At 38.5% G+C, this 15,048-nt stretch carries 17 protein-coding genes, 7 tRNA genes and 1 riboswitch; of the genes, 22 read left to right on the top strand and 2 right to left on the bottom strand.

From position 1 onward, the window contains the following. The first annotated feature begins 1 nt into the window (after position 1). From BQ9859_RS08610 to BQ9859_RS08545, 14 genes are all read left to right on the top strand, one after another. Positions 2–1,153 (top strand): Fic family protein, encoded by a 1,152-nt coding sequence (locus tag BQ9859_RS08610; RefSeq protein WP_075877787.1) that lies wholly within the window; start codon positions 2–4, stop codon positions 1,151–1,153. Between the two features lie 310 nt (positions 1,154–1,463). Continuing rightward, the gene (locus tag BQ9859_RS08605) at positions 1,464–1,946 is read left to right on the top strand and encodes an MGMT family protein (RefSeq protein ID WP_075877786.1); all 483 of its coding nucleotides are present in this window, start codon (positions 1,464–1,466) and stop codon (positions 1,944–1,946) included. Positions 1,947–2,128: 182 nt separating this feature from the next. Then, entirely contained in the window at positions 2,129–2,587 is a 459-nt protein-coding gene (locus tag BQ9859_RS08600) for a VOC family protein (protein WP_075877785.1), read from the top strand. Between the two features lie 28 nt (positions 2,588–2,615). Beyond that, positions 2,616–3,005, top strand: coding sequence for a GNAT family N-acetyltransferase (locus BQ9859_RS08595; RefSeq protein ID WP_143404407.1), 390 nt, complete (start codon positions 2,616–2,618; stop codon positions 3,003–3,005). 23 nt (positions 3,006–3,028) lie between these two features. Continuing rightward, on the top strand, positions 3,029–3,361 hold the full coding sequence (locus BQ9859_RS08590; RefSeq protein WP_075877784.1) for a DUF3795 domain-containing protein: 333 nt from the start codon (positions 3,029–3,031) through the stop codon (positions 3,359–3,361). Between the two features lie 624 nt (positions 3,362–3,985). After that, on the top strand, positions 3,986–5,911 hold the full coding sequence (gene htpG / locus BQ9859_RS08585) for a molecular chaperone HtpG (RefSeq protein ID WP_075877783.1): 1,926 nt from the start codon (positions 3,986–3,988) through the stop codon (positions 5,909–5,911). A gap of 126 nt (positions 5,912–6,037) precedes the next feature. Continuing rightward, positions 6,038–6,313 (top strand): hypothetical protein, encoded by a 276-nt coding sequence (locus tag BQ9859_RS08580; protein WP_235846418.1) that lies wholly within the window; start codon positions 6,038–6,040, stop codon positions 6,311–6,313. 87 nt (positions 6,314–6,400) lie between these two features. Continuing rightward, positions 6,401–6,574: riboswitch (Lysine riboswitch) on the top strand. A gap of 75 nt (positions 6,575–6,649) precedes the next feature. Next, on the top strand, positions 6,650–7,474 hold the full coding sequence (locus BQ9859_RS08575) for a transporter substrate-binding domain-containing protein (protein ID WP_075877781.1): 825 nt from the start codon (positions 6,650–6,652) through the stop codon (positions 7,472–7,474). A 24-nt stretch (positions 7,475–7,498) separates the two neighbouring features. After that, positions 7,499–8,221, top strand: coding sequence for an amino acid ABC transporter permease (locus BQ9859_RS08570; protein ID WP_075877780.1), 723 nt, complete (start codon positions 7,499–7,501; stop codon positions 8,219–8,221). A gap of 17 nt (positions 8,222–8,238) precedes the next feature. Beyond that, entirely contained in the window at positions 8,239–8,985 is a 747-nt protein-coding gene (locus tag BQ9859_RS08565) for an amino acid ABC transporter ATP-binding protein (protein WP_075877779.1), read from the top strand. 95 nt (positions 8,986–9,080) lie between these two features. Then, a complete protein-coding gene (locus BQ9859_RS08560) occupies positions 9,081–9,965 on the top strand; it encodes a LysR family transcriptional regulator (protein ID WP_075877778.1) in 885 nt (294 codons plus the stop codon). Positions 9,966–10,053: 88 nt separating this feature from the next. After that, positions 10,054–10,389 (top strand): hypothetical protein, encoded by a 336-nt coding sequence (locus BQ9859_RS08555; protein ID WP_075877777.1) that lies wholly within the window; start codon positions 10,054–10,056, stop codon positions 10,387–10,389. A 25-nt stretch (positions 10,390–10,414) separates the two neighbouring features. Next, complete coding sequence (locus BQ9859_RS08550; protein ID WP_143404406.1) at positions 10,415–10,831, top strand: cupin domain-containing protein; 417 nt, start codon at positions 10,415–10,417, stop codon at positions 10,829–10,831. A 121-nt stretch (positions 10,832–10,952) separates the two neighbouring features. After that, positions 10,953–11,876, top strand: coding sequence for a calcium/sodium antiporter (locus tag BQ9859_RS08545; RefSeq protein ID WP_075877776.1), 924 nt, complete (start codon positions 10,953–10,955; stop codon positions 11,874–11,876). A 2-nt stretch (positions 11,877–11,878) separates the two neighbouring features. Here BQ9859_RS08545 and BQ9859_RS08540 read toward each other — a convergent pair whose 3' ends face one another. Further along, positions 11,879–12,220 (bottom strand): YolD-like family protein, encoded by a 342-nt coding sequence (locus BQ9859_RS08540; RefSeq protein WP_075877775.1) that lies wholly within the window; start codon positions 12,218–12,220, stop codon positions 11,879–11,881. A gap of 12 nt (positions 12,221–12,232) precedes the next feature. Continuing rightward, a complete protein-coding gene (locus BQ9859_RS08535) occupies positions 12,233–13,495 on the bottom strand; it encodes a Y-family DNA polymerase (RefSeq protein ID WP_075877774.1) in 1,263 nt (420 codons plus the stop codon). 139 nt (positions 13,496–13,634) lie between these two features. Here BQ9859_RS08535 and BQ9859_RS08530 point away from each other — a divergent pair, with 139 nt between their 5' ends. From BQ9859_RS08530 to BQ9859_RS08495, 8 genes are all read left to right on the top strand, one after another. Next, positions 13,635–14,225: a LexA family protein gene (locus BQ9859_RS08530; protein WP_075877773.1), complete on the top strand. Its 591-nt coding sequence runs from the start codon at positions 13,635–13,637 to the stop codon at positions 14,223–14,225. A gap of 118 nt (positions 14,226–14,343) precedes the next feature. Further along, positions 14,344–14,420, top strand: a tRNA-Arg gene (locus tag BQ9859_RS08525). A 16-nt stretch (positions 14,421–14,436) separates the two neighbouring features. Further along, positions 14,437–14,513: transfer RNA gene (locus BQ9859_RS08520), tRNA-Pro, on the top strand. Positions 14,514–14,523: 10 nt separating this feature from the next. Further along, a tRNA-Met gene (locus tag BQ9859_RS08515) sits at positions 14,524–14,600 on the top strand. Positions 14,601–14,615: 15 nt separating this feature from the next. Beyond that, positions 14,616–14,692 (top strand) — tRNA-Ile (locus tag BQ9859_RS08510). Positions 14,693–14,704: 12 nt separating this feature from the next. Further along, positions 14,705–14,795 (top strand) — tRNA-Ser (locus BQ9859_RS08505). Positions 14,796–14,811: 16 nt separating this feature from the next. Beyond that, a tRNA-Met gene (locus BQ9859_RS08500) sits at positions 14,812–14,888 on the top strand. A 4-nt stretch (positions 14,889–14,892) separates the two neighbouring features. Beyond that, positions 14,893–14,968, top strand: a tRNA-Phe gene (locus tag BQ9859_RS08495). The last annotated feature ends 80 nt before the right edge of the window (positions 14,969–15,048 follow it).

Raw genomic sequence — 15,048 nt, 5'->3', positions numbered from 1 at the left:
GGTGGAAAAGGATCCGTTTAAGGAATATTTGAAAGAATCTGAACCGGACAGAGTAAGAAAGAGTTATGCATGGAGCACAGCAATCGGACTTCAGGACGTAGATGGTCTTAAACCGTCAAAATATCTGATTGATACTGCTATTCAGAATATTGAGGGTAAAATTACTCTGAAAGAAGCACAAATTCTCATTGACAGCTATTATGAGGAAAAACCTGTACATCTGTCAGATGAGGAGCGTACTGAAGAAGCAGATAAGGTATCTTCCCGTATTGTGGAGATACTTTCAGAAACAGCGTTTTCACTGACTCCAAATGAGTATATTTCGATTCATCGCAAACTCTTTCAGGGAATATATGCACATGCCGGGGAAATCAGAGATTATAATATTACGAAAAAAGAATGGGTGCTCGATGGTGAAACAGTTATGTATGGTAGTGCCTCAGAATTGAGGGCTACACTTGAATATGACTTGTCTTTGGAGAAAGGTTTTAGCTATAAAGGTCTTACAATAGATGAAATTATTCATCATCTTGCCGTTTTTATTTCAAGATTGTGGCAAATTCATATATTTGGTGAGGGCAATACAAGAACAACAGCAGTATTTTTCATTAAATATTTAAGAACACTTGGGTTTTCGGCGACGAATGATATATTTGCGGAAAATGCATGGTATTTCAGAAATGCACTTGTCCGTGCTAACTATACAAATCTACAAAAAGGTATTTTCGAAACTACAGAATATCTTGAGATGTTTCTTAGAAATCTGCTTCTAAACGAGAAACATGAACTTCACAATAGAAATCTGCATATAAGCGGGATATTAAATGATATGAAAATACACGTTGAAACTCAAAAAGTGGATATTCAAGATGGAAAAGTAGATATTGGAAATAGAAAAGTGGATATTGATAGTGTGATTTCTGGAAGAGAAAATCATTTTTCTGCTAAAACTATGTCTCATATCAGGAAACTCTTCGATGAATTTGGTTTTGACCAAATATTTGGCAGAAGTGTTGTTATGGAACTTCTTGAATTGAAGGAATCGGGGGCATCTAAATTTCTTGCAAATTTAGTGGAGGCAGAAATCATAGAACCGGTGTCTGGATATGGGAAAGGCAAATATAAATTTAAATCAGGACAAATGAAAAAGTAAAAGGATAACGTCTGTACTTTTAAAATTAGAAAAGGTGCAGTCGTTATTTAATATTAGAAAAATATTTAAAAAATTAGCACCCAGGTGTTGTAATTACAAGTATTGCTGAGGCGGTAAATGGAGTATGGTTGAACCAATTGATATAGAAGTGTCAAGACTTTATTAAATTACTCGGTGTTTAGAGATAGCCAAATAAAAAGCAATCATTATTGTGCGGATCTATACAAAATTTGAAATTGTTGACATTTTTCAAACAGTCTCATTGCATAGTCAAGATAATCTGATTATCCTTAAAGCAGGAGGTGGCAAAATGGCAAATGAAGATAAAAAGGATTTCAATGCTATGTTGCACGATAATAAGGATATGCCAAAATTTCAGACTATTACAGACCAGAAAAGCATTGAAAAATATGGCGGAAGTAAAATGTACCTTGCTCCACCTATCGACTATGATACAGTAATGAAAAAAATTCCGTATGGTAAAGTAATTACTGTTGGAAAAATACGAGAATACTTTGCAAAATTGAGCGGTGCAGATTTTACAGAACCGATTACAGCAGGGATTTTTGTTTCTATTGCAGCGTGGGCAAGTTATCAACGTTCAGAAAATGAAACACCTTATTGGAGAACATTGAAAGCAAACGGGGAACTAAATGTTAAATATCCAAATGGTATTGAAGCACAGAAAGAAAAATTGGAAGCAGAGGGACACACTATTATTCAAAAAGGACGTAAAAACATACGATATTATGTAAAGGACTACGAAAAATTTCTTTTTGATTTGGAGGTGTAAATCTTACTACAATTTCATGCTTCATATGAAAGGCGGTTACTCCCTTGGAGATCAACCGCTTTTTCTATACTTAAATTTCAGATTAGAGTGAAAGAAAAATAGTCATACTGTGAATTCGTTGAATGGCTTAATTATAACTGGTATAATTTGAATATAAAAATAGTTAAAGGAGGCTGTAAAAAATGAAATTAAAAAATCCTATGCTGGTAGTATCTGATATAGAGAAGTCCGTTGAATTTTATAAAAAAGTATTTGGACTGCATGTCATCATGGATTTTGGAGCCAATAAGACTTTAACTGGCGGATTAGCGTTGCAGACACTGGAAACATACCGTAAATTTATAGGGACAGACGACATTTCTTTTGGAGGAAATAATTTCGAAATCTACTTTGAAGAGGATAATTTCGATAAATTTACCGATAAGCTAAAAGAATATCAAATCGAGTATGTTCACCCTGTTATAGAACATTCATGGGGACAGCGTGTCGTGCGTTTCTATGACCCAGACAAGCACATAATTGAAGTGGGCGAAAACATGAAAGTGGTCTGCAAGCGTTTCTTGGATAGTGGAATGACGCCAGAACAGGTTGCAGAGCGTATGAATGTTCCCATGAAATTTGTAAATGCCTGTATGCGATGATCTCTGATAAAGGTTAGGAATATGTAAGATGATAGAATATAAAATCAGCGATAAAAACCTGTCTGCTTCACAATTTATCTCTTTTGTAAATCAAGTCTGGAAAGGAAATTATGATTTAGAAAAAACGAGTTATGCTCTATCAAAGACCTTGAATATAACTGCCTATGATAAAGATAAACTTGTCGGGTGTTTACGAATACTTACAGACGGTTATTATTTTGGAACAATCACAGAGCTGCTTGTCCTGCCAGAGTATCAAAAAATGGGAATTGGAAGCAAGCTGCTTGAACTTGCTAAAGAACATACACCAACCATGCTTTATTTTGGCTCACAACAAGGGATAGAAGAATTTTATGAAAAGAATGGGTGTAAAAAGAGCCTGCAGTCTTACATCATTGAAAAAGATAATCAGACTTAATAGATATAAGGGGGCATATATTCATGAAAGAAATGATTGCATATTGTGGACTGGATTGTGAAAAATGCGACGCATATATCGCAACAATCAACGACGACCAAAAACTGCGAGAAAAAACGGCAAAACTATGGGCAGAATTAAACAATGCACCTATTCTTCCTGAACATATTAACTGTCAAGGCTGTCGTGGCGAGGGGATTAAAACGGTGTTCTGCAACAGTATGTGTGGTATCCGTCAATGTGCAATGAGAAAAGGGGTTGCTACTTGTGGTGACTGTTCAGATTTGGAAAGCTGCTCTGCTGTTGGGGCAATCTTAGAAAGTAATTCGTCAGCTTTAAACAATTTGAAAAGGTAAATCCACGATTTGAAAATTTCTAAATTATCAATAGGAAAGGAGTATTTTTATAGAAAAATCTAAATTTATCATGGAGAAGTTTATGGATGCAAAATGAATTTAATAGATTGGAAAATTCAATAAAGATATTTAGATATCAAAAATTAAACAAGTTGATCAAGAGTGCAGGAATTTTAGACGTGAATTAAATTCACTGCATAAAAGATTACTAGTACTTCTTGAAAAAAGATAATATTTTATGTGAAGCGGTTACTCCTTTGGGGAGCAATCGTTTTTCTATTTTTTGATTAAGATCTTCTATCTTGTTCATCTGATTTTATATATCAATCAGCATAAATTTTAAGACTTTGTCACCAGGATGTAACATTGAACGTTTCATGATAAGATTTGTGTTTACAGGATAATACGCTCATTGATCTAAGATTGGTAGCAAAATCAGCAACTTTTTTTGAATCTCACATTGAAGAGCATATGATACTTCAAAAAACTATTTGCAGTTTTTTTGATCATAAAGTTTTGAAAAAAAAACATTGATTTTTAGCACTCAGGTGTTGACTGTGCTAAGAATGTGCGTTATACTTTTAGCAGACTTAAATAATGAGTGCTAACAAGGAGGAATGTTCGATGAGCAGAAAAAAACAGTTCAAGGCGGAATCCAAACGATTGTTGGATCTAATGATTAACTCTATTTATACACATAAAGAGATTTTTTTACGTGAATTAATTTCTAACGCAAGTGATGCAATCGATAAATTGTATTATTTATCACTCACTGAAAATTATCAGGATGTTGATCGTGATGCGTTTGAGATTCATTTGGATGTCAATCGTGATGCACGTACGATTACGATTCGTGATAACGGTCTAGGTATGAATAAAGAGGAATTAGAAGAAAATCTGGGAACGATTGCAAAAAGCGGTTCTTTAGCTTTCAAACAAAAATTAGAAGATGGCAAAGAAAGCGATGTTGACATCATTGGCCAGTTTGGTGTCGGTTTCTATTCTGCATTCATGGTTGCCCAAAAGGTCGTTGTCGTTTCTCGTAAATACGGGGAAGAGGAAGCCTATCGTTGGGAAAGCAATGCCAGTGATGGATATACCATTGAACCATGTGAAAAAGAAGGATGGGGAAGTGAGATCACCTTATACCTGAAAGAGAATACAGAAGATGAAAACTATGATGAATTCTTAGCCCAATATGAAATTGAACGTTTGATCAAAAAGTATTCAGACTATATCCGTTATCCAATTCGCATGGAAGTTGAGGAACAAAAACGCGTTGAGGAAGAAAATGCGGATGAAAAAGCAGAACCGAAGTATGAAACAGTCGTAGAAACGAAGACATTAAATTCGATGATTCCTTTATGGAAACGTAATAAAAATGATATTACACAGGAAGAGTATAACAATTTCTATAAAGATAAATTTATGGATTATACGGATCCGCAGAAAGTAATTCATTTTAGCGTAGAAGGAAATGTCAGCTTTACAGCTTTGTTGTTCATACCAGGCAAAGCGCCTATGAATTATTATTCACAAGACTATAAGAAAGGTCTGCAGCTGTACAGCCGCGGCGTATTTATCATGGACAAGGCAGAAGACCTGATTCCAGAACATTTCCGTTTTGTAAAAGGTTTGGTCGATTCGCAGGATCTTTCTTTGAATATTTCCCGAGAGATGCTGCAGCATGATCGTCAATTGAAAGTGATCGCAAATCGTATCGAAAAGAAGATCAAATCTGAATTGCTGTTGATGCTGCGCAATGAACGTGAAGAATATGAGAAGTTCTGGAGCAATTTTGGCTTGCAGATCAAGTTTGGTGTTTATAACAATTACGGTATGCATAAAGAATTGCTGCAAGACTTATTGTTGTTCTATTCTTCTCATGAGAAGAAGTTAGTGACATTGGACGAATACATTGCTCGTATGCCGGAAGATCAAAAATATATTTACTTTGTATCCGGCGAAGATGTTGAAAAGATCGACCGTATGCCGATGGTACAGTCTGTCAAAGCAAAAGATTATGAAATCTTGTACTTAACAGATAATGTAGATGAGTTTGCTTTGCAGGCATTGGGCAGCTACAAGGAAAAACAATTCAAAAATATTTCACAAGGCGATTTAGACCTGGCAAGTGAAGAAGAGAAAAAAGAAGTAGAACAAACAGCAGAGGATAACAAAGATCTTTTAGCTGATATCAAAGAAGCTTTGAAAGATAAAGTACAGGATGTAAAAATTTCTACTCGATTAGTAGATGATCCGGTTTGCATGTCAAGTGATGAAGGAATGTCTTTTGAGATGGAAAAGGTATTGTCTGCAATGCCGGAAGGAAATCCATATGGTATGAAAGCAACACGTATCTTAGAGATCAATCCAAAACATCCAATCTTTGCCGCTTTGCAAAAGGTATATGCAAAAGATAAAGAAGCAGTTAAAGAGTATGCCGATGTTTTATATACACAGGCAATGCTGATCGAAGGATTCCCGGTAGAAGATCCAATGGAATATTCACGTAAGGTATGTGACTTCATGGTCAAAGCTGCACAATAAAACAAAACTATTCGGATACAGATCGATGCCAGATCGTATTCGAATAGTTTTTTTGTCTTTTCGACATTTTTTGCAGTGGTTCTCTTCATAGAAAGGAAGCATGCGGTTCATACTGAAAATATGAAGATGCAATGGAAGAAACTGCTCAATGAGCCGCAAATTAAAAAAAGCATGATAACAACAGGTGCATTTACAGTATATCTGGTAAATATGATCTTTTTTTGTTGTCGTGCGATCCATCCTTATGAAAAAGGATATGCGCCCAACGATCTGCAATATTTGCAAGATCAACTGCAATGTGCAAATCCGTTTGCCGCTTTGATTGCAATATTAGATGGATTGATCTTGTGTCTGCTTATTTATACAGGAATCCGATATATTCAACAGCATCATCATTTTTAAAAAACCCTATTTTTCACTTATTGTTCAAAAAAGAATTGATATTCATTGACAAAATAGAGAAACACTGTATAATGATTGACATACAAATAAGAGTTTAGAGGCAGCAATGCATCAGAGTACAGCTGGGAGCCGGCGGGCGAAGAACAACTGGAAAGGTAATCATTGCCGAAGGTGAAGTATCGGCAGATACGATCCTGGGGTTGCAGGAAATACTTGCATCACTCCTTCATAAGAATCTTATGAAGAGGCGCTATTAGAGGACCAGATCGAATCAAGAGTCGTGCTAATAGCATGACTCTTATTTTGTAAGCATAAAATCAGAGGGAGGAAATGTTTATGAAAAGAAGATTTGGTGCTATTGTGTGCGCGTCTGCCATGATGCTTACGATGCTGAGCGGTTGTGGAAGCGGAGATGATCGAGAAGATCAGTTTGTCGTTGGTATGGAAGTAGGTTATGCTCCTTTCAACTGGCAGACAAATGAAGAGACAGATACTTCGGTTTCTCTGGATGGAGCCGGTTATGCAGATGGATACGATGTCATGATCGCTCAAAATATTGCAGATCAATTAGGAAAAAAATTAGTGATCAAAAAAATTGCTTGGGATAGTTTGATCCCGTCACTGACATCAGGAGATACGGATGCGATCATTGCCGGTATGACTGCCAGTGATAAACGTGAGAAAGGTGCAGATTTTACGACACCGTACTATGATTCAAAAGGAATGATCATGATTGTTCGTAAAGACAGTGAGCAAGCATCTTATACGGATATTCAGCAGTTCAGCGGTCAAAATGTTGTTGGACAATTGGGAACGAGCTATGATGATGTGATCGATCAAATTAAAGGGGTCAATCATGTAACGCCTAAGAAAACATATCCGGAAATGGTTGTTGCTTTGCGTGCTGGAGATGTCGATGGCATCACTGCAGAAGTTGCAGTCGCAAAAGGTGTCATTGCGGCAAATCCGGATCTAACTTATATCACATTTGATGAAGGAAAAGGATTTGAAGCAGATACGACTGTATCCATTGCGATGAAAGAAGGCAGCCGCGGAAGCGAAGACTTTGAGGCGGTTCAAAAAGCATTGGATAACATTGATGAAGAAACGCGTTTGGCTTATATGGAAAAAGCTGTTCAGAATCAACCTGCTCAAGAATAAGAAAGGCGATAGAGTGAGAAAATTATGAGTCTTGATTTAATAAAATGTTGGGAAATATTTACACAAAATGCCGATATGTTCTTTTATGGCATTCGCATTACATTATTGTATGCAATCATTGGTACCCTTGCAGGTTTTTTGATTGGTCTGATCTTGGGAGGTATTCGTGGATTAGAAATTAACGAATCGGATTCTACATTTACCAAAGTATTGAAAAAAGCAGGGCATCTTATTACAGCATTTTATGTTTGGGTATTTCGTGGTACGCCGATGATGGTGCAAGCGTTATTCTTCTATTACTTTTTGAAAAATATCATCGGATGGAACATGGCGGTTGCTGGTATGTTTATCATATCGATCAATACCGGTGCTTATATGGCGGAGATCATCCGTTCCGGATTGCAATCGGTGGATAAAGGACAGACAGAGGCAGCAAAAAGCTTAGGTATGACAACAGTCCAGACCCTGATTTCGATCATTTTCCCGCAGGCAATACGAAATGCCTTCCCATCTATTGGAAATCAATTGATCGTTAATATCAAAGACAGCTGTATGCTGAATGTATTGTCAGTCACAGATTTGTTCTTTCAAAGTCAATCGATTGCAGGAAGCAATTTGTTGATGATCGAAACATATTTTGTAGCAGCAATCTTGTATTTGATCTTAACGACGGTTGCAACATTTGTATTAAATCAGATTGAAAAGCGTTTGAATTTGCAATCATCCTATCATGATTATTGTGCATAAAAAGGAGTAATGGAAATATGGAACCAATTATTGAAATACGTCATCTAAAAAAACATTTTGGCTCTTTGCAAGTACTTCATGATGTGGATTTTAACATTGAGAAAGGTGAAGTTGTCACGATCATCGGATCGAGCGGTTCAGGAAAGTCAACAATGTTGCGCTGTGTAAACATGCTGGAAACACCAAGCGGCGGTGAAATTTTATTCCATGGGAAAAATATTGCTGAAAAGGGAATGAATGTGAATCAATATCGTTCCCGTGTCGGAATGGTATTTCAAAACTTTAATCTTTTTGCTAACAAGAGCGTCCTGCAAAACTGTATGATCGGACAAATGAAAGTTTTAAAGAAAAGCAAAGAAGAAGCGCGTGAAACGGCAATGAAATACTTAAAGAAAGTTGACATGGAACAATTTGCTCATGCTGGCAGCGTTCAGCTTTCCGGGGGACAAAAACAGCGTGTAGCGATAGCCCGTGCATTATGTATGCAGCCGGAGGTCTTGCTGTTTGATGAGCCGACCAGCGCTTTGGATCCGGAGATGGTAGGCGAGATCCTGGATGTCATCAAAGAATTGGCAAAAGAAAATATGACAATGATCATCGTCACACATGAGATGGCATTTGCGAAAGATGTTTCTACGCGTGTTGTATTTATGGATGGCGGCGTGATCACAGAACAGGGAACACCGCAGCAAATCTTTGAACATCCGCAACAAGAGCGTACCAAAGAATTTTTAAGCCGTTATTTACGTACACAAGGTAACTGATGGATCATTATAATCTCTCTGCTGTTGAAGCAGGGAGATTTTTGGTTGTGTTGTTCATGATCCATATGTACAATGAAAGAAAGAGAGGTGAGTAGATGGAAATTCGTACACTGCATTCTTTTCTGTTTGTTGCAAGAGAAGGGAATATCACAAAAGCTGCAGAAAAACTGCATTTGAGCCAGCCGGCGTTGAGCCGTCAGTTAGCATCGCTGGAAGAAGAAATGCAGACACAGCTGCTCATTCGTGGAAAACGCCATATTCAATTGACAGAAGCAGGTTTATTGTTACGACGCAGGGCGGAGGAAATCCTCGCTTTGGTTGATAAAACAGAAAAAGAACTATTAGATCAAAGTGATTCCTTTACTGGAACGATCGCTATTGGTGCAGCTGAATGTGAGGCTGCTCAAGTATTTTTGCCAGAGATCATTCAATTTTTTAATCAGCGTTATCCGCAAGTAACCTATTCTTTCTCTTCTGGTACAGCGGATTTGATTCGTGATCAATTAGACAGCGGGATCCTGGACTTTGGTGTCTTGATGGAACCGGTCGATTTGCAACGCTATGATTTTGTGCGTCTTCCATTTTTTGAACAATGGGGGGCTTTGGTTTCTGTTTCTTACCAGTTGTCAAAAAAAGATGTTTTGCTGCCTGCGGATTTACATGGAATTCCCTTGTTTCTGGCCAAACGCTCGATCGTTCAAAATGAGATCACCAGCTGGTTGCAAGAGGATGAAAAAAATCTTACGGTCGTAGCTACTTATGATTTATTATCGAATGCAGTTGCCTATGCGGCAAATAATACAGCAGTGGTGATTACGACAAGAGGGGCTTATGGAACACATGTGGATCAGAGGGTAAAATTTATTCCTTTTTCACCAAAATTATTAACAGGAACGGTCTTTGTCTGGAAAAAACATCAGATGTATTCTCCTCTGTTAGGTCGTTTTTTGGAACAAGTATATCATTACATAAATGCATGATAAATGATGTAAAATAAGTATTCGACATATAAACACACTAGCGATACAATGTAGCTGTCAAAAGACAGCTTTTTTTTGGAGGTCATTGATGATAGAAGAGATGCAAAAGCGCTTTGTCCTTTCCAATCAGCAAATACAATGGTTAAAAGAAATTGGTGTATTTGCGCATGACGATGAACAGCAGGTCATACAGCAAATATCTATGGCGCTAACACTCAAAAAGTTAGGTTACATGAAAAAGGATATAACAAAAATGTTGTTTTATTATTTGGATGCAGAGAATCATCGATCGGAACTATTATTCAGTCTTCGTCATCGGCGCTGTGAGATCATAAAGCGAGTGCATAAAGAAAATCAGCGTTTAGATATAGTGGATCATTTAATCGATCAACTGCGAAATAAAGAAAGTGAAATGACCAGATAAAAGGTTGTCTGAAAGGAGCGAAATGATGAAAAACGAGCAAATGTTGAAGGATCTGAATGGGGAGTTGTTTGCAATAGGTCAGGAAAATAGTGCCTATGCACAATATTTTGTCGGTACCAGTTATTTGAATATGCTGACAACAGAGGGTGTTGCCATTGGAAATGTTACATTTGAACCAGGCTGTCGCAATCATTGGCATATTCATCACGGAGGCGGACAGATCTTGTTAGTAACCGGAGGGCGCGGATGGTATCAAGAATGGGGAAAAGAAGCTCGCCCATTGAAGGCCGGTGATGTAGTCAATATTCCTGCGGAGGTGAAACATTGGCATGGCGCCGCGAAAGACAGCTGGTTTGCACATCTTGCTGTTGAAGTACCTAGTGAACATGGATCAAATGAATGGTGCGAACCGGTAAGCGATAGCGAATACAATAGTTTATAAGAGAATGAAGCGGATTTTATACCATTGGTAAAAAATCTACTTCTTTTTTTATTTATAAAAGTTTAAAATAAATATGGTAATTTTTTAATATGATAGACATATTGCGGAGGATAGACTTTATATGAATTTTTTATATTCCATTTTATTGATCGTCATCGGATTTGTTTTTTTGGTAAAAGGCGCCGATGCATTTGTAGACAATGCTTCGGGAATTGCTAAAAAACTAGGGATTTCACCTGTGATCATCGGTTTGACGATCGTTGCCTTTGGTACTTCTTTGCCGGAGCTGGCAGTCAGCGTCACTGCTGCTTTGGAAGGGGCAAATGAAATTGCTGTTGGAAATGTCGTTGGTTCGAATATTTTTAATTTATTGATCGTTGCTGGTGGGAGTGCCTGTATTTTTCCTTTGATCTGTGATCGCATCTTGCTGAAAAGAGATTGGCCGTTATCGGCAATCGCAGAACTGCTGCTGGTTTTGTTTTTGTTTCAGGATCTGCACATTTCGCGATTGGAAGCCGGTGTACTGCTTGTATTGTTTGTCTGTACCTTGCTGCTGCAATTGAAAAATGCGAAACAAGAAGAAAATGTAGCCCCGGAAGAGCGTTCCATGATACGATTGTTGTTATTCTTGTTGATCGGTATCGTGGCAATTGCCATTGGCGGTCAGATCACAGTGGAAGGAGCTACTTCTCTTGCACGGATCCTTGGCTGGAGCGAAACTTTGATCGGTTTGACCATTGTCGCTGTCGGTACAAGTCTGCCTGAACTTGTTACGTCTATTGTCGCAGCCCGTAAAGGCGAAAATGACATTGCTATGGGCAATGTCATCGGTTCAAATTTATTTAATGTGTTATGTATCTTAGGAATTTCTGCAGTTTTGCGTCCCATCACTGTAGAAACAACGGCATTATATGATACGTTGTTCTTGCTGGTGATCACGGTAGTTTACTGGCTGCTTTGCAGAATACATACCTTGGATCGCAAGATCGGCATCTTGATGATCTGTACATATGTTGGTTATATGGCTTATATCTTAATGCGATAGGATCATGGCAGTGCAAAAGGATCGCTTTCAATCTCATCCCCCTGCAAGGAAAGGATATGATGGAAAGGGATCTTTTTTTTCACTATCTGCAATACTTTTGTATCCATGTTTATATTTGCGACCATCCCTTGTATCTCTAAACATTCGTCATTTTCTAAATAACAAACGCTTAGGAGCATCCCTCTTCTGATCAAAGTGAGTTTCGTATTGAGCTCCTGCAATTCATCTTCACTGAAAAAAGGCTTTTTGACAGTAATGTGTTCTTGCTGCTTCAGCAGTTGACGAAATCCTTTCAATGAATCAAACGGTTGAAAGATCTGTGCGCGTTCTTCAAATGATTTCATATATGATTCCTCCTAAAAAGCTTTATGCCCGCCAATTGTTTGATTTCGATATCTTTGTGTAGAAGCTTCGCATGTATTCATTCCTTTTAAAATGGCATTCTTTCCATAACGCTTTCGAATATGAACCAAAGTTTGCTGCAGCTGTCGTTCTTTTTCGATGCTCTGCTCATCGGCAAATAAGGAATATTGGGCAAAGCTTTCTTTTTGAACATTGCCAAAAGAAATGGCAATTTGACGAATAGGCTGTTGCGGATCTACGATTTGTTCATACAGCCGCAGAAATGCGGCAGTCAATATCTTGCAGGAACCTGTAAAATTAGACAGTTTTCGCGATGCGTGTGCTTTCTTTTTTTTCTCTTTTGAATAATGGATGGTCAATGCGATATGATTTGTGACCAGTTCTTTTTCACAAAGCGAGAGCACATTGGCATCGACCATTTCTTTCAGGATAAGACGAGCTTCTGGATACGTATAATCGCGGAATAATATTTGCGAGTTAGAGATCGAGTTTGTCTTAGGTACATAGTTCTTGATCTGCTGGATCGTCGTTGGCTCCATCCCCCATGCATGATCGATCAAATAGCGTGCATGGATACCGAACATTTGATAAAGCGGTTCTGCTGGATAGTGTGCTAGGTCATATAAATCATAGATTCCTAATCGATGCAAGCGCTGCACGCTGCCATTGCCGATCATCCAAAAATCCTGCAATGGCTGATGATGCCACAATGTCTGGCGGAAGATCGATTCATTCAGCATGCCGATATTCGAAGGAGAATGCTTTGCGGTGATATCTAAAGCTACTTTTGCCAGGAAAAGATTGGTCCCGATACCGACTGTTGAAGTAATATGCGTCTGCTGATAAATGTCCTCCATGATTCGTTTTGCCAATTCTTTTGCGCGAAGATGGTAAAGACGAAGATAGGGCGTAATATCGAGGAAGGCCTCGTCGATGGAATACACATGAATGTCTTCAGCAGCGACATAGCGCAAAAGGATTCCATAAATACGGGCTGAATATTGCATGTATAATTGCATACGGGGAGGGGCGATCATATATTCGAGCGTGTCCGGAATTTCGAAAAGACGGCCTCTGCTTTTGACGCCATGGCGTTTGATTGCCGGTGTTGCTGCCAGGGTGATGGCACCTTTTCCTCTGGCTGGATCAGCGACAACCAAATTGAACTGAAAAGGATCCAGACCTCTTTCGGCACATTCGACTGAAGCATAAAAAGATTTAAGATCAATGCATAAATAGATTCTTTGTTCACTCATGAGAGATTTCTCCTTACGATCACATTGTATAATGCTTATGTCCGATAATCAATAATTTTTCGGGACATTTTTTTGCATTTTTTGTAAATTTGTTGCATATTGATTATGATTACGATACAATAATGATGGAGAAAAACAGATGAAATTAAAAGATATTTTGATTAATTTTAAAAACAAGAATAATCTGAATCATGAAACGATGGCACGGCTGATCGGTGTATCGCGTTCTACTTACTATCGCTGGATCAGTGAGGAAGATGTGCATTTGCAAAATGAAACGATGCAGCGATTATCAAGAGTAATGGGCTGTGATCTTTCTTTGCTGCTAGCCAAGGATGGAAATGTAAAGCCGCTGTTGGGAAGTGCAAAAGCAGGGTATGATCAATATGCGCAAGAAATGATCGAAGGATATATTGAAGTGAGCGATCAGGATGCAAAACATGGTGATTATTTTTTACGTGTTTGTGGAGATTCAATGGAAGGATCTCATATTTATGACGGTGATCTGATCTATGTGCAGCAATGCGAAACAATAGAAAACGGAAAAATTGCAGTTGTCATGATCGGAGAAGAAGTTACGATCAAAAAAGTGATTTATAAAGACGGATGGATGATCCTGGAAGCCAGCAATCCAAAAATAGAGTCAAGATATTTCAATGCAAAAGAGATTGAAGAACTGCCGGTAAAAGTCATCGGACGTGTCCGTTTTGTGCGGACAGATTTTTATTAAAAAAGTCTGTTTTTAAGATAAATATAAAGAAAGGTGATAGAAAAGCAAGAAAATACTTGCAAAAAAGGAAATAGTTTGCTATTATATACGAGCACTGATGTGAAGACATCAGAGATATGCGCCCATAGCTCAACTGGATAGAGCGTTTGACTACGGATCAAAAGGTTGTGGGTTCGATTCCTGCTGGGCGCGCCATTTTTTTGTAAGAGAACGGGATGTAGCACAGCTTGGTAGTGCACTTGATTTGGGATCAAGGGGTCGCAGGTTCAAATCCTGTCATCCCGACCATGAAAAAAATGGCTGGATAGCTTAGTTGGCTAGAGCATCCGGTTCATACCCGGAAGGTCGTGAGTTCGAGTCTCACTCCAGCCACCAAATGAGATAAGAAAAGGACCCTTAGCTCAGTTGGTCAGAGCATCCGGCTCATAACCGGTGGGTCGTAGGTTCGAGTCCTACAGGGTCCACCAAAAAAAAGAGATGGAGGAATACCCAAGTGGTTGAAGGGTCCGGTCTTGAAAACCGGTAGGTCGTGAAAGCGGCGCCTGGGTTCGAATCCCAGTTCCTCCGCCAGTAAGGAAAAAGACATCGCGGGATGGAGCAGTCTGGTAGCTCGTCGGGCTCATAACCCGAAGGTCGTTGGTTCAAATCCTTCTCCCGCAACCAAGATGGTCTCGTAGCTCAGTCGGTAGAGCAAAGGACTGAAAATCCTTGTGTCGTTGGTTCGATTCCGACCGAGACCACCATGAAGAAAAGAAAGTGATGAAGCAATTCATCGCTTTTTTAATTTATAGAATGATTGAATTAAAAAAAGCTTGCAACCAAA

The sequence above is a fragment of the Merdibacter massiliensis genome, assembly GCF_900155395.1.
Taxonomy (GTDB): Bacteria; Bacillota_I; Bacilli_A; order Erysipelotrichales; family Erysipelotrichaceae; genus Merdibacter; species Merdibacter massiliensis.
The sequence above is the reverse complement of the archived record's forward strand: the minus strand, read 5'-3'. Positions and strand labels throughout refer to the sequence as shown.

Coding starts and splice junctions, on each gene's coding strand:
- BQ9859_RS08560 (WP_075877778.1), top strand. CDS start 9,081: ATGGAAATTCGTACACTGCATTCTTTTCTGTTTGTTGCAAGAGAAGGG.
- BQ9859_RS08575 (WP_075877781.1), top strand. CDS start 6,650: ATGAAAAGAAGATTTGGTGCTATTGTGTGCGCGTCTGCCATGATGCTT.
- BQ9859_RS08595 (WP_143404407.1), top strand. CDS start 2,616: ATGATAGAATATAAAATCAGCGATAAAAACCTGTCTGCTTCACAATTT.
- BQ9859_RS08590 (WP_075877784.1), top strand. CDS start 3,029: ATGAAAGAAATGATTGCATATTGTGGACTGGATTGTGAAAAATGCGAC.
- BQ9859_RS08550 (WP_143404406.1), top strand. CDS start 10,415: ATGAAAAACGAGCAAATGTTGAAGGATCTGAATGGGGAGTTGTTTGCA.
- BQ9859_RS08600 (WP_075877785.1), top strand. CDS start 2,129: ATGAAATTAAAAAATCCTATGCTGGTAGTATCTGATATAGAGAAGTCC.
- BQ9859_RS08580 (WP_235846418.1), top strand. CDS start 6,038: ATGCAATGGAAGAAACTGCTCAATGAGCCGCAAATTAAAAAAAGCATG.
- BQ9859_RS08605 (WP_075877786.1), top strand. CDS start 1,464: ATGGCAAATGAAGATAAAAAGGATTTCAATGCTATGTTGCACGATAAT.
- htpG (WP_075877783.1), top strand. CDS start 3,986: ATGAGCAGAAAAAAACAGTTCAAGGCGGAATCCAAACGATTGTTGGAT.
- BQ9859_RS08545 (WP_075877776.1), top strand. CDS start 10,953: ATGAATTTTTTATATTCCATTTTATTGATCGTCATCGGATTTGTTTTT.
- BQ9859_RS08530 (WP_075877773.1), top strand. CDS start 13,635: ATGAAATTAAAAGATATTTTGATTAATTTTAAAAACAAGAATAATCTG.
- BQ9859_RS08540 (WP_075877775.1), bottom strand. CDS start 12,220: ATGAAATCATTTGAAGAACGCGCACAGATCTTTCAACCGTTTGATTCA.
- BQ9859_RS08555 (WP_075877777.1), top strand. CDS start 10,054: ATGATAGAAGAGATGCAAAAGCGCTTTGTCCTTTCCAATCAGCAAATA.
- BQ9859_RS08570 (WP_075877780.1), top strand. CDS start 7,499: ATGAGTCTTGATTTAATAAAATGTTGGGAAATATTTACACAAAATGCC.
- BQ9859_RS08535 (WP_075877774.1), bottom strand. CDS start 13,495: ATGAGTGAACAAAGAATCTATTTATGCATTGATCTTAAATCTTTTTAT.
- BQ9859_RS08565 (WP_075877779.1), top strand. CDS start 8,239: ATGGAACCAATTATTGAAATACGTCATCTAAAAAAACATTTTGGCTCT.